16 protein-coding genes, 1 tRNA gene and 2 other annotated features are annotated in these 12570 nt (G+C 65.0%); of the genes, 6 read left to right on the top strand and 11 right to left on the bottom strand.

Translation table 11 applies throughout. The annotated features are described in order from the left end of the window. Positions 1-118: 118 nt before the first annotated feature. The 3 genes from BJ980_RS19555 to BJ980_RS02165 form a co-directional block, all read right to left on the bottom strand. Positions 119-328, bottom strand: coding sequence for a helix-turn-helix domain-containing protein (locus BJ980_RS19555; protein ID WP_179500775.1), 210 nt, complete (start codon positions 326-328; stop codon positions 119-121). 77 nt (positions 329-405) lie between these two features. Further along, positions 406-957: a hypothetical protein gene (locus BJ980_RS02170; protein WP_179500774.1), complete on the bottom strand. Its 552-nt coding sequence runs from the start codon at positions 955-957 to the stop codon at positions 406-408. After that, entirely contained in the window at positions 954-1391 is a 438-nt protein-coding gene (locus BJ980_RS02165; protein ID WP_343047896.1) for an RNA polymerase sigma factor, read from the bottom strand. Before BJ980_RS02165 ends, BJ980_RS02170 begins: the two co-directional genes overlap by 4 nt. Between BJ980_RS02165 and BJ980_RS02160 the strand changes: the two genes are divergently transcribed. The 5 genes from BJ980_RS02160 (at position 1335) to BJ980_RS02140 (ending at position 5820) form a co-directional block, all read left to right on the top strand. Continuing rightward, positions 1335-1901 carry a hypothetical protein gene (locus BJ980_RS02160; protein WP_179500396.1) on the top strand — a complete coding sequence of 189 codons (567 nt, stop codon included), beginning with the start codon at positions 1335-1337 and terminating at the stop codon, positions 1899-1901. The genes BJ980_RS02165 and BJ980_RS02160 overlap by 57 nt on opposite strands. A gap of 51 nt (positions 1902-1952) precedes the next feature. Continuing rightward, a protein-coding gene (locus tag BJ980_RS02155; RefSeq protein ID WP_425490271.1) for an IS3 family transposase occupies positions 1953-3145 on the top strand; the annotation gives its coding sequence in 2 pieces (ribosomal slippage) (positions 1953-2237 and positions 2240-3145; 1191 coding nt in all). A 55-nt stretch (positions 3146-3200) separates the two neighbouring features. Beyond that, complete coding sequence (locus BJ980_RS02150) at positions 3201-4220, top strand: S1 family peptidase (protein WP_179500771.1); 1020 nt, start codon at positions 3201-3203, stop codon at positions 4218-4220. Positions 4221-4666: 446 nt separating this feature from the next. Beyond that, on the top strand, positions 4667-4954 hold the full coding sequence (locus BJ980_RS02145; protein WP_179500770.1) for a transposase: 288 nt from the start codon (positions 4667-4669) through the stop codon (positions 4952-4954). Continuing rightward, complete coding sequence (locus BJ980_RS02140; protein WP_179503708.1) at positions 4951-5820, top strand: IS3 family transposase; 870 nt, start codon at positions 4951-4953, stop codon at positions 5818-5820. The genes BJ980_RS02145 and BJ980_RS02140 overlap by 4 nt, the downstream gene beginning before the upstream one ends. A gap of 30 nt (positions 5821-5850) precedes the next feature. On the opposite strand, the gene BJ980_RS02135 is transcribed toward BJ980_RS02140, so the two are convergent. Next, a complete protein-coding gene (locus tag BJ980_RS02135; protein WP_179500769.1) occupies positions 5851-6060 on the bottom strand; it encodes a hypothetical protein in 210 nt (69 codons plus the stop codon). On the opposite strand from BJ980_RS02135, the gene BJ980_RS02130 reads away from it, so the two are divergent. Then, positions 6059-7347, top strand: a protein-coding gene (locus BJ980_RS02130; protein WP_179500768.1) for an IS3 family transposase whose coding sequence is annotated in 2 segments (ribosomal slippage) — positions 6059-6332 and positions 6332-7347 — 1290 coding nt in all. Because the reading frame shifts where the segments join, the coding sequence is not laid out codon by codon here. The genes BJ980_RS02135 and BJ980_RS02130 overlap by 2 nt on opposite strands. Next, positions 6328-6462 (top strand) — a sequence feature (AL1L pseudoknot). It overlaps the preceding gene by 135 nt. A gap of 45 nt (positions 7348-7392) precedes the next feature. Here BJ980_RS02130 and BJ980_RS02125 read toward each other — a convergent pair. The 7 genes from BJ980_RS02125 to cmk form a co-directional block, all read right to left on the bottom strand. Continuing rightward, positions 7393-8690, bottom strand: a protein-coding gene (locus BJ980_RS02125) for an IS3 family transposase (RefSeq protein ID WP_246279909.1) whose coding sequence is annotated in 2 segments (ribosomal slippage) — positions 7393-8396 and positions 8396-8690 — 1299 coding nt in all. Because the reading frame shifts where the segments join, the coding sequence is not laid out codon by codon here. Beyond that, positions 8263-8412 (bottom strand) — a sequence feature (AL1L pseudoknot). Its footprint overlaps the gene before it by 150 nt. Positions 8691-8742: 52 nt before the next feature. Further along, positions 8743-9066: an IS3 family transposase gene (locus BJ980_RS19385; RefSeq protein ID WP_179500767.1), complete on the bottom strand. Its 324-nt coding sequence runs from the start codon at positions 9064-9066 to the stop codon at positions 8743-8745. Further along, the gene (locus BJ980_RS02115) at positions 9063-9344 is read right to left on the bottom strand and encodes a transposase (protein ID WP_179500766.1); all 282 of its coding nucleotides are present in this window, start codon (positions 9342-9344) and stop codon (positions 9063-9065) included. The genes BJ980_RS19385 and BJ980_RS02115 overlap by 4 nt, the downstream gene beginning before the upstream one ends. 228 nt (positions 9345-9572) lie before the next feature. Continuing rightward, a tRNA-Pro gene (locus tag BJ980_RS02110) sits at positions 9573-9646 on the bottom strand. 99 nt (positions 9647-9745) lie between these two features. Continuing rightward, on the bottom strand, positions 9746-11128 hold the full coding sequence (gene der, locus BJ980_RS02105; protein WP_218855384.1) for a ribosome biogenesis GTPase Der: 1383 nt from the start codon (positions 11126-11128) through the stop codon (positions 9746-9748). Beyond that, positions 11128-11883: a lysophospholipid acyltransferase family protein gene (locus tag BJ980_RS02100; protein WP_343047644.1), complete on the bottom strand. Its 756-nt coding sequence runs from the start codon at positions 11881-11883 to the stop codon at positions 11128-11130. The genes der and BJ980_RS02100 overlap by 1 nt, the downstream gene beginning before the upstream one ends. Further along, positions 11880-12551, bottom strand: a complete 672-nt coding sequence (gene cmk / locus BJ980_RS02095) for a (d)CMP kinase (RefSeq protein WP_179500765.1) — start codon at positions 12549-12551, stop codon at positions 11880-11882. The genes BJ980_RS02100 and cmk overlap by 4 nt, the downstream gene beginning before the upstream one ends. Positions 12552-12570: the final 19 nt, after the last annotated feature.

Here is a 12570-nt window from a genome sequence, read left to right as displayed (position 1 = left end):
GGGCACGTCAGGTTGTCACCTATCCGTGCAGCAGTCCCCTCGGCTCGTCCAGTCGGGCCGCGTAGGAGCGGACCTGGCTGCGTTCGGAGTACGACAGCCAAGGGGCCACGGCCACCGCTCAGGAGATCAACAATTGCCCACGCACGCTTGGTCCCACAGGTCGGCCAGGTCGCCGCTGCTGGCCTTGGAGTCGGGCAACGTCATCGCTGTCAATCAGCCAGGCGCGACCCATGCGGCGCCCGTGCAGGTCACCGGCAACCAGCAGTTGCCGAATGCGCGACTCACTCACCCCAAGACGTTGCGCTGCTTCCTTGACTGCGATATCCATACTCACCACCTTTAGGAAAAACTAGCGCTAACGAGAGGTTTCCCTAAAGCGAAGGGGGGGATGCCGTCCCGAGTCGCCTAGCCCACGTTCGTAGCTACAAACTGAGTGGGTGCGTCGACTCCGCAGTTGACAAATCCGCTCTCGCCCGGAGCGGGCGGCCCTCCGCCGAGTTGCACGATGTCGCCCTCGACGCCCCAGGTAACACCGTCGGCTCCGACTATGTACCGACGTCCCGACTCATCGCGCATTCCATGCGCGGCGCGCGCAAAGACGTTGAGCGCGGTCTTCGTCCCCTGCTCGGTCACCAAATACGGACAATCGCTGACGGTGAAGGACAGAACTCCGGTGGCGAGGGCCTCCAGATCGCCGCCATCATCGGTCGACGGCAGATCAAACCCTTCCGCGGCGGATCCCTCGGCAGGGCTGAGCTCCTCGTTCGACGGCAGGAAGGTACTCCCAGCGACGGCAGCAACGGCTACGACGCCGACCACCAGGCTCGATGTCAGTACGACGCGGCGTGCGCGACGACGTGAAGCTCTCCCCCGGAGGGTAGAGACGCTCGGGGCAACAGGCACGGACGCGGTGTCGCGCGCTACCCGGCCGCGGAGCAGGTCGCTGATCTCACTCATGACTTCTCATTTCGCACTAGGAACTCTTCAATTGCTGCGCGGGCACGGCTAAGCCGTGATTTCACTGTTCCGGAAGGGACCATCAATTCGGTCGCAATCTGATCGACACTCAAATCTTCGACGAAATACAAGATCAGCACCTGACGATGCGTGATCGATAGCTGCGCTAGCGCATCGTCAAACCCATCGAGGGACGGATAATCGTCGTGGTACTGAGTTGCTTCGCGGCTCGAAATTCTCTCTAAAAGGCGACTCGCTCGTCCGCGGGCGCGTTGGCGATCAATCAGGATGTTGTACGCCACCCGTCTAACCCAGGCTGAGGGGTCTTCGTATCTGCTGACACGCGACCATTTTGGTAGCAAGCGAACGAAGGCCTCTTGAACGGCATCCTCTGCGACACCACGGCTGCCAGCGACAAGCGTCAACCGGCCCACCGACCTGGCGTAGGTCGCCGCGTAGAAGGCCGCGAAGGTGTCATCCTCATCCACTGTCACAAGAGGTACACGTCTCAGAGGCACAACCGGTTCCATTCGTTATTCCAAATCAGCCCGGGCCAGGCCGAGATGGTGTTCAGTGACACCATGACACGAGCGACTCGGAACAAACTCCGCGCCTTCGTCACGGCTGCTGCGGTTGCAGCAGTCTGTCTCAATCAAACATCTGCGACCTCGTCCACCCCCACGTCTTCGGCGGACCCCGAAGCTCCAGTGATCCACATCGATGGCAAAGAGAAGCAGCGCCCGGAGCTGGAGAAGCTTCTGGAGCGCGGCAAGACCGCAGGGCTCACTGACCTGGGGGCTGTCCAGAACTGGCTGGATAGCCAGAGCGAGGGGCCTACTGTGCAGAGCAGCAGCGAGCCCGTCCTCGACGATCTCGACGTGGCGACGTTGACTGACCTCCTCGGAGTAGCGGAAGACCTGAAGATGGGTCTGCTGCACGAATAGGTGACAACCGATCTGTCTAACCCAAGTGGTTGGACTGGAAGGATGTTCACTGTGTCCAAGCCATACCCCAAGGAGTTTCGTGACGACGTCGTGCGCGTCGCTAGGAACCGTGAGCCAGGTGTCGAGCTCTCCCAGATCGCGAAGGACTTCGGGATCCACTTCACGACCCTGTACTCGTGGATGAAGAAGGCCGATATCGAAGACGGCGAGCGGCCCGGCACGACCGCGGTGCAGTCAGCCGAGCTCCGTGAAGCCAAGCGTCGGATCAAGACCCTCGAACAAGAAGTCGAGGTCCTACGGCGGGCCGCGGCCTACTTCTCGCAGGCTCATCTGCCGGGAAAATGAGCTACCCGCTCGTCCGTGACCTCGCCGCTGACGGAATCCCCGTCACGGTGACGTGCCGGGTGCTCAAGATCGCTCGCCAGCCCTACTACCGCTGGCTCGCCAACCCGGTCACCGACACCGAACTCGACGAGGCCTACCGCGCCAACGCGCTGTTCGACGCCCACAAGGACGACCCCGAGTTCGGCTACCGATACCTGCTCGACGAGGCCCGCGACGCCGGCGAGCCGATGGCAGCGCGGACTGCATGGCGGATCTGCTCGACCAACGGCTGGTGGAGCGCGTTCGGGAAGAAGCGCGACAAGAACGGCAAGAAGCCCGGCCCGCCGGTCCACGACGACCTCTGCGCCGTCACCGACGAGAAGGGCCGGACCCGGCACGAGTTCAAAGCCGACGCCGCCAACGAGCTCTGGATTGGCGACATCACGGAGCACTGGACCGGTGAAGGAAAGCTCTACGTCTGCGCGTTCAAGGACGTCTTCTCCAACCGGATCGTGGGCTACTCCATCGACTCACGGATGAAGTCCCGACTCGCGGTCGCGGCACTCAACAACGCCGCGGCCAGGCGCGGCGACGTCGCCGGCTGTGTGGTCCACACGGATCGTGGATCTCAATTTCGAAGCAGGAAGTTCGTCCGCGCTCTGGGCCGTCACGAGATGGTCGGATCGATGGGCCGCGTCGGTGCTGCCGGGGACAACGCAGCCATGGAGAGCTTCTTCTCACTGCTCCAGAAGAACGTCCTCGACCGCCGCGCCTGGGCCACGCGCGAAGACCTGCGGATCGCCATCGTCACCTGGATCGAACGCACCTACCACCGACGTCGCAGACAAGACGGCCTCGGCCGATTGACCCCGATCGAGTTCGAGACGATCATGACCACGCCAGCCACTCAGGCTGCGTGACTAACCACTGTCACCAGTTCGTGCAGCAGACCCGATTCCCGTCGAAGACGCCGTCTTGCGGTACGGCAGTCAATACGACTTCCAGCTCGCGTCGTGGACGCTGCTCGAGAAGTACCCCGAGTCCTACGCTGGCATGAGGTACCGCGACAAGGGCGAGACCGCCTGGATGGGCTTCAATGACAGCATCCCTGACAGCGCGCTCGCTCTCATCCGGACCCTCCCGGGCGACGTCACGGTCGAGGCCGGCGACCTGCTTCCCGAGGCACTCATCGACCCCACCCTGGACAAAGTACGAGCCGCCGTCTCAACTGAAAAACACAAAGCCTTGCTGTCTTTCGACTCGGTAAGCCAAACCATCGCCATCCAGGTCCAGCCGAACAACCCAGCCCCTGATGACCAGCTGCGATCCACCGCGGAGCGGGCGGCCCCGAACACCAGCATTCGCGTAGAGCGCGTTCCATTCGTGGAAGATGACATCGAGGACAGCACCCTGCGAGGCGGCGCCTACATGGTGAACTCGCCGAACGGTTCTCCATACTGCACCAACGCGTTCGTAATGCGGAAAATCAGCGACGGCCTGAAGCGAATTTCAACCGCAGGACACTGCGCGGATGGAAAAACGACAACCTACTACCGATTGCACGGATCGGACGGCCTCGATTCCACTGCGGTGTCGTACACCTTCTCGCGCTGGAGCTTCGCCGACCCCGACATCGCTCTAGCCAGCTCCGGGACATTCACCCCGTCTGCGTCGTTCTACTTCGACGGCGGCAACAAGCGCCAGGCCCATACCGCTGCGGCAGGCCGGCCGAGCCTGAACACCAGCGTCTGCCACTACGGGCGCACCAGCGGACGTGCATGCGGGATCGTCACCGAGACCAATGATGACGCGCCCACGGCAGCAAACCAGGTGGTGTCCGACGCCGCCCACGCCCCCGGAGACAGCGGTGGACCCTGGTACTGGGGCTACCACGCCTACGGCGTGCACCACGGCACCGACGGTGAGGGCAACGCAGCCTTTTCTCCCGTACACACCTTCATCGACTTCGGCTACAAGGTCTGGACGACAAGCTGACGCTCAGCCCTTACGGGCGGACGGACCCGGCGCCTCAATAGCGCCGGGTCCGTAGTCATTGCTGCTCACAAATCTTGGCAGCCCTTCCCCCAGAGCCCCAGGCTGGGCCTCGCGCATTTCCCGCCCCGTTGCTAGTCCAGCGCCAGAGGGCAGCTCCGAGCGAGCATCACTATCGCCGCACGATCGTCGGAGGTGATCGGAAGTCCATAGAGGCGGGCGACCTCGAGGTAGCGAGCCCCGTATGTGCAGCGGTAGCTGGCGTTGAGGGGAAGCCACTCCCCCGGTCCGCGATCACCTTAGCTCGAGTTCGCCCGGCTGCTGACCGCGAGAAGGTTCCGGGGATCGTTCGCGAAAGCGCGCCGCCTCTCCGCGGACCAGGTCTGACCTGTAACCGGTTTCCCGGACACCGATACTGAGGCGAGAATCGTCTCGGAGAGGAGTCCGCTATGCCGGCACCCAAGGACCCGGAGTTCCGTCGACGAGCTGTCGAGCTCGCACGGTTGCGGGAGAAGCCGATCGCTCAGATCGCGAAAGATCTCGGGATCGCAGAGTCAGGCCTTCGTCGCTGGATGGCCCAGGCCGACGTCGACGAGGGCAAACGCGAGGGCCTCTCGAGTGATGAGAGGGCCGAGCTGGTCCGCCTTCGTCGCGAGAACCGCACCCAAGCGATGGAGATCGAGATCCTGAAGCGGGCCAGTGCCTACTTCGCTCGGGAGAACGTGCTCCCACAATAGGGTTCCGGCTCGTTCGTGAGCTTGCCGCTGACGGGTTCCCCGTCGCGGTGGCGTGCCGGGTCCTGGGAGTTTCGACGTCGGGTTACTACGAGTGGATCAAGCGGCCACCTTCGAACCGTGACGTCGCCGATGCCTATCTGCTCGACGTCATCATCGAGGTCCACGCCGCGGCCCGGTCGACCTATGGAGTCCGGCGCGTTCATGCCGAGCTTGTTCTGGGCCGATCCCATCACGTCGGTCGAAGGAAGGTCGCCCGGCTGATGGCCTGCCACCGCCTGGCCGGTATCCACCGCCGCAGGTGGCGCCACTCCCAGCGGTCTGAGGCGACCTGGCCCGATCACGTCCAACGGGACTTCACGGCCGATTCACCGGATCGGCTGTGGGTCACGGACATCACTCAGCACCGCACCACAGAGGGGTGGGTCTACTGCGCAGTAGTGCTCGACGTCTTCAGCCGTCGGGTCGTGGGCTGGTCCATCGCAGACCACCTGCGCACCGAGCTCGTTGTCGATGCTCTGGAGATGGCCCGGATGCGTCGCAAGCCCGTCGGAACGATTCTGCACTCGGACCGCGGAGCCCAGTACACGTCGTGGCTCTTCGGTCACCGGCTGCGCGAGGCCGGCCTGATGGGCTCGATGGGCAAAGTCGCCTGCGCCTACGACAACGCGCTCATGGAATCGTTCTGGGGCTCGATGCAGATCGAACTACTGGACCGCCGCTACTGGGCCACCCGCGCCGAACTGGCCAACGCAATGTACGAGTGGATCGAAGCTTTCTACAACCCCGTCCGACGGCACTCAGGGCTCGGCTACCGATCACCCGTCGAGTTCGAACGCCTTCACAAGACCGCTAACCCGGCGGCATGATCAACACACCGAAACCGTCCGGAGAACCGGTTACAGGTCAGTGCCGGCGGGGTTGGTGAGGAGGAAGTCCAGTGTGGTGTCGCTGGTGCGCAGACCGCTGACTCCCCCGGGTAGGGAGTAGTGGCGTTGGGCGGTGAGGTCGCCGGTGTCCTGGGTGGTGTGGATTTCGGTTTCCCCGGCGAACTGAAGCGCCCCAGGTTTGATGCCGCTCCTGTTTGAGTCCAGGAGGATGTGCAGCATGCCGAAGAAGATCGATGAGGAGCTGAAGGCCAGGGCGGTTCGTCTGGTGCTGGAGCATCGTGGCGAGTACCCGAATCTGACGGCCGCCTCGGTGGCGGTGGCCAAGCAGCTCGGCGTGGGCAAGGAGTCCGTGCGCCGGTGGGTCTTGCAGGCCGACGTTGATGCTGGTCGTCGTGAGGGCACCACGACCGAGGAGTCCGAAGAGATCAAGCGGCTCAAGGCCGAGAACCGGCGGCTGCGCGAGGACGTCGCGATCTTGAAGGCAGCGACGTCTTTCTTCGTGGGGGAGCTCGACCCCCGCAACCGTTGATGATGGGCTTCCTCGACACGATGCGTGCCGAGGGACATGCGGTCGAGTCGATCTGTCGGGTGCTGCGCGAGCAGGGCTGTCAGAGCGCCGCACGGACCTACCGGTCCTGGAAGAGCCCACAACGCCGCGTCGCGGCACGCACCCTGACCGATGCCGAGGTAGTCGACGTGGTGCGGGATCTGGTCTGGTCGCCGTGTCCGAAGACCGGCCGTCCCAAGCTGACCCCAGAAGGGCTCTACGGCCGCCGCAAGATGACCGCGCTCGTGCGGCGGCGTCGGTTGCCCGAGGCCTCTGCGGGCAGCGTGGACCGGGCCATGCGCACCCTCGGCCTGTCCGGTGTGCGGCGCGACAAGGGGGTCCGGACCACCATCCCGGCCAAGGACGGCAAACGTGCCGGTGACCTGCTCGATCGCGACTTCACCGCCCCGGCACCGAACCGGGTCTGGGTCACCGACTTCACCTACGTCAGGACTTGGTCGCCGGCCTGGGGGTACGTGGCGTTCATCGTCGACGTGTTCTCCCAGCGGATCGTGGCCTGGCACGCCTCGACGTCGAAGGCCACCGACCTGGTCATGACGCCGCTGCGGATGGCGATCTGGCAGCGCGATCACGAGGGCAACCCCGTGGTCCCCGAAGACCTGATCCATCACTCGGATGCGGGCAGCCAGTACACGTCAATTCGGTTCACTGAGCACCTCGAGCTCGAGGGCATCCAGCCCTCGATCGGGTCCGTTGGCGACGCCTACGACAATGCCCTGATGGAGACCATCAACGGGCTCTACAAAGCCGAGTGCATCCGCACCACTGTCTTCCACGACGGCCCCTACAAGACGATCGCGGACGTCGAGTTCGCCACCGCCGGCTGGGTCGATTGGTACAACCAGCGACGGCTCCACGGAAGCCTTGGCATGATCAGCCCCGTGGAGTTCGAGCAACACCACTACGCAGCCCTCAACCGAGAGCCGCAACCCGCATAGGGGCGGCAGAGAACCTGAATCGCCCCGGGTTTCGTAGAGGCTCGGTTAGTTGGATCCGACCTCGGTGAGGACCGGGTTCTGACGGTAGTGCTTCGCGGGCTGTGACGCCCAGTGGTTGGCCTCGAACTCGGCGGGCGGGACGAGCCCGATCTCGCCGTGAAGGCGCCTGTGGTTGAACCAGTCGACGTATTCGGCAACGGCGATCTCGACGTCGCCGACGTTCTTCCAGCCGCCCTTGGGCCTCATTACCGGGTTGCGGATGCATTCGGCCTTGAACAGCGAGTTCAGCGCCTCGGCCATCGCGTTGTCGTAGCTGTCGCCCTTGGATCCGACGGATGCGACGGCCTCGGCTTCTGCGAGCCGCTCGGTGTAGCGAATCGCTCGATATTGGACTCCTCTGTCGCTGTGGTGGATCAGGCCGGTGACGTCCTGGCCGGCGCGCTGCCGGGCCCACAGGCCCATGTCGAGGGCGTCCAACGCCAAGTCGGTCCGCAGGCTGGTGGACACCTGCCAGCCCACGATCATCCTGCTGAAGACGTCGAGGACGAACGCGACGTAGGTCCAGCCCGCGTGCGTGCGGACGTAGGTCAGGTCGGCCACCCACAGTTGGTTCGGCGCCGTGGCGACGAACTTCCGGTTGACCTTGTCTTCGGGGCGCTCGGTCTCCGCTCCGTCGCCGATGGTGGTCTTGCGGGTCTTCTCCCGCGGGATCCCGCGCAGGCCCTCGGCTCGCATCAACCGCTCCACGGTGCAGCGGGCGACCTTGACGCCCTCACGGTTGAGCTCGGCGTGGACCTTCCGGACGCCGTAGACACCCAGATTCGCCCTGTGAGCGGTCTTGATGTCGACGACCAACTCGGCATCGCGGACCGCGCGTGCGGACGGTGGCCTGGTCTTGGCGGCGTAGTAGGTGCTCGGGGCGATCTGGACGCCGGCGTCCTTCAGGACGGCGCAGATCGGCTCGACCCCGAACTCCTCGCGGTGCTGGTCGATGTAGTCGACCACCACCGCGGTGGGCACCTCTACTTGATCCTGCGGTCGAGCTCCGCAGCCGCGAAAAAAGCTGCGCTCGTCTTCAGGATCTCGTTCGCCCGACGCAGCTCGCGGACCTCGCGCTCGAGCTCGGCCAGCCTGGTCGCATCGTCGGTGGTCGTGCCGGGCCGCACACCGCCGTCGATCTCGCCCTGACGTACCCAGTTTCTCAACGCCTCGGGGTGAACCCCGAGCTGGTCAGCGACCCGCTTGATCGCCCCACGCGCCGACTCCGGGTCCTTCCTCGCGTCCATCGCCATCCGCGTGGCTCGCTGCTGGAGCTCGACGCTGTACTTCCTCGGTGCTGCCATGACTCTCATCATCCTTCCCAGGATTGAGAGCCTCCATCAGACCCGGGGCGATTCACAGTGCCTTCTGCCCTGACGCCTTGGACCGCGGCGGCGGGACCCGAAGCCCCTCTCGGCGCCACAACCGCTCCACGCGTTTGACGTTGACCTCCCAGCCGTCCGCGACGAGCAGTGCGTGGACCCGGCGATACCCGAACCGCGGGTACCGATCAGCGATCTTGTTCATCGCCGCAACCAACCGCTGCTCGAAGTCGGACGGGACCGGGACGTACCGGTTGGACGAGCGATGCTGACCAGTGACTTTGCAGGCGCGACGCTCGGAGACCTTGAACTTACGGACCAAGTGCGTGGTGGCAGCCCGGCGCCGAGCCGGGCTCACCAGTTTCCCTTTTGCAGGTCCTTCAACATCGAGATGTCCAAGGCCTGCTCGGCCACAATCCGCTTCAGACGGGCGTTCTCGGCCTCGAGCGCCTTCAACCGGTGCGCCTCGTCCTCCTTCAACGCCCCGTACTTGGACCGCCACCGATAGAACGTCTGCTCACTGACCTGTAACCGCTTGACCACCTGCGGGATCGTCGACCCCTGCGCCTGAAGCTTCTCCGCCTCGCGCAACTTCGCCACGATCTGCTCAGTAGTGAACCGCTTCGCTGCCGCCATCAAACACCTCCACAAGGACTCTCATAGTTCCGAGCCCTCACACACAAGATGGACCGAAAAACGGGGGGCAGGACAGAAGAAAAATGCCTTCCCACTCAGCGCATGGTGACCCAGGGCGTCACCCCCGCGAGGGTTTTCGGGTCACAAACCGCGGCACAAGCAGAAATGACTCAAAATACGAAGTTGCCCCTGACCTGCGTTTCCGCAGGTCAGGGGCAACTTCTTCGGTCGGGCTGACAGGATTTGAACCTGCGACCCCTTGACCCCCAGTCAAGTGCGCTACCAAGCTGCGCTACAGCCCGCCGCCTCCGGCTCGGTAACCGAAGTCACCGGCGAAGGCGAGTGAACACTATCGCAGCGGTTGGTGAAACCGGGAATCAGGGTCCCCCCGCTGCGTCTGATCAGCGTTTGCGCTTCTCGCGCGGGCGCACCTGCAACTCGATCGGCGTGCCCACGAACCCGAATTCCTCACGCAACCGACGCTCGATGAAGCGCTCATAGCCGGCATCGAGCTTGCCGCTGGTGAACAGGATGAAGGTCGGGGGCGACGTCTGCGCCTGGGTGCCGAAGAGAATTTTGGGCTGCTTGCCGCCACGCACGGGGTGCGGGTGCTCTGCCACCAGGCGACCGAGGAAAGCGTTGAGCTGGCCCGTGGAGACCCGGGTCTCCCAGCCCTCGAGGGCGCGATCCAGGGCCGGAACCAGTCGGTCCACGTGCCAGCCCGTCCGGGCAGTGATGTTGATCCGGGGCGCCCACTGCACCTGGACGAGCTCACGCTCGATCTCGCGGTCCAGGTAGTAGCGCCGCTCCTCGTCGACCAGGTCCCACTTGTTGAAGGCGATGACCAGGGCACGCCCGGAGTCACGAACCGTCTGGATGATCCGGATGTCCTGCTCGGAGAGGCTCTGTGATCCGTCGACCACCAGTACCGCGACCTCGGCACGCTCGATCGCACCAGCGGTGCGCAGCGACGCATAGTATTCGTGGCCAGACGCCGACTTGACCCGCTTGCGGATGCCGGCCGTGTCGATGAACCGCCACGGCTTGCCGCCGAGGGTGATCAGCTCGTCCACCGGGTCGACCGTGGTGCCCGCGACGTTGTCCACGACGACACGGTCCTCGCCGGCCAGCTTGTTGAGGAGCGACGACTTGCCCACGTTGGGCTTGCCGACCAAGGCGATGCGTCGCGGCCCGCCGACCTCTGTGTAGGACTGCTCCGGGGTCTCGGGCAGCGCCTTGAGACAGGCATCGAGCAGGTCACCCGAACCACGGCCGTGGATGGCTGAAACCGGGTAAGGCTCCCCCAGTCCGAGGTTCCAGAGGCCGAAGGCCTCTGCCTCGGTGCGCTGGTCGTCGACCTTGTTGGCTGCCAGCACCACAGGCTTCTTGGACGCTCGCAGGATCTTCACGACAGCCTCATCGGCGTCGGTGATGCCCACCGTTGCATCGACCACGAACAGCACGGCGTCGGCCAGCGAGACCGCGATCTCGGCCTGCGCCGCGATGCGCTCGGCCAAGCCGCGCGCGTCGGGGTCCCAGCCGCCGGTGTCGACGACGGTGAAGGCGCGGCCGTTCCACGACGCGTCATAGGAGACGCGGTCGCGGGTCACGCCCGGCCGGTCCTCGACGACGGCCTCGCGGCGACCGATGATGCGGTTGACCAGGGTGGACTTCCCGACGTTGGGGCGTCCCACGACGGCAAGAACCGGCACGGGCCCCAGGAATGCCTGGTCGGCACCGTCGCCGGCGTCTGCACCCACGGAGGGTGCGTCGTACTCGCTCATCATGCTCCTTGTTCGACCACACCGGTGTGTGGGTCGTTGTCGATGTTCGTCTGCCCTGTCGGCAACGGGCCGGGAAGTTGGCGCCCGGTCAGGGCCAAGGCCTGCTCCAGTTGAGCAAGCATGTGCTCCCGCAACAACAACGTGGACTCCACGACTTGTTCCCGTGTCCTCGGCCACGCCACTGACTCGGTGCGGAAAGGTTCACCGTAGACCATCTCGATCGACGCTCCACGTCGTGGAATCGATCCGCTGCTCCCGCCCGGCTCACGACTGCCCAGCACCGTGACCGGCACCACTGGCGCACCACTGACCAGAGCGAGGTATGCCGCCCCGCCGTGGAAGCGTCCCAGGTCGCCGGCACCCCGGGTGCCCTCGGGGAAGATCCCGGCGACGCGACCCTCACGGAGCACCTTGATGCAGGTCTTCATCGCGCTCGGGTCCGCGCCGAAGCGGTTCAGCTTGATCTGTCCCGACTTGTGCAGGAACGTGCCCATCCGGCCCTCGAACATCTCCTGCTTGGTCAAGGCGTGCACCGGTCGCGGGCTGAAGATCGCCAGCAATGGGCCGTCCACGAGTCCGATGTGGTTGCTGGCCAGGATCACCGGTCCACTCGCCGGGACGTGGTGGATGCCGTGGGTGGCGACCTTGAACCGGCTGCGGATCAGGAGGCGCGCCGGAGGGCGAAGCTTGTGGAGCATGAAGGTCGGCGGCAATTCGACACTGCTGGTGTCGGGCAGGCAGTCACGGTCGGTCACGAGACATCGACCCCGGCGGCCTCGACGAGCGCGACCACCTGACTGATCACCTCTTCGAGGGAGTACGGCGTGGTGTCGATGTGCTGGGCTCCCTCGGCCATCACCAGGGGGGCCGCCGCGCGACCCGAGTCGATCTTGTCGCGGGCCAGGAGCGACTCCTGGGTCGCGCCGAGGTCCGAACCACCCTCCTCAGCAGCGCGGCGGGCGGCACGCGCGGCCGGATCCGCGGTGATGTAGAGCTTCACCTGTGCTCGCGGCCAGACGACCGACCCGATGTCGCGTCCCTCGACGACGATCCCACCGTCGCCGATGATCTCCCGCTGAAGCTCCAGCAACCGCGCCCGCACCTCGGGTACGGCGCTGACCGGGCTCACCGAGTTGGTGACCTGCTCGGTACGGATCGCGATGGAGGCGTCGTCGCCATCCACGGTGATGGTGGGGTCGAGCGGATCGGTGCCCGACTCGATGTCCGGCTTGCCGGCCGAGTCGGCCACGGCCTGCGGGTCGTGGATGTTGACTCCGTGCTGCAGCATCCACCAGGTCATCGCCCGGAACTGGGCTCCTGTGTCGAGGTAGCGCAGGCCGAGGCGCGACGCGGCACCCCGCGACGTGCTCGACTTGCCCGATCCGGACGTTCCGTCGACAGCCACGACGACCTTGCTGACCACTGGTTCCTGCCTTCGCTGA

The organism is Nocardioides daedukensis, assembly GCF_013408415.1.
Classification (GTDB): Bacteria; Actinomycetota; Actinomycetes; order Propionibacteriales; family Nocardioidaceae; genus Nocardioides; species Nocardioides daedukensis.
This window is presented reverse-complemented; position numbering and strand designations above follow the sequence as displayed.

Excerpts from the sequence above, each read along its gene's own strand:
- BJ980_RS19555 (WP_179500775.1), bottom strand. The coding sequence starts at position 328 with ATGGATATCGCAGTCAAGGAAGCAGCGCAACGTCTTGGGGTGAGTGAG.
- BJ980_RS02170 (WP_179500774.1), bottom strand. The coding sequence starts at position 957 with ATGAGTGAGATCAGCGACCTGCTCCGCGGCCGGGTAGCGCGCGACACC.
- BJ980_RS02145 (WP_179500770.1), top strand. The coding sequence starts at position 4,667 with ATGCCGGCACCCAAGGACCCGGAGTTCCGTCGACGAGCTGTCGAGCTC.
- BJ980_RS02135 (WP_179500769.1), bottom strand. The coding sequence starts at position 6,060 with ATGCTGCACATCCTCCTGGACTCAAACAGGAGCGGCATCAAACCTGGG.
- BJ980_RS02115 (WP_179500766.1), bottom strand. The coding sequence starts at position 9,344 with ATGGCGGCAGCGAAGCGGTTCACTACTGAGCAGATCGTGGCGAAGTTG.
- der (WP_218855384.1), bottom strand. The coding sequence starts at position 11,128 with ATGAGCGAGTACGACGCACCCTCCGTGGGTGCAGACGCCGGCGACGGT.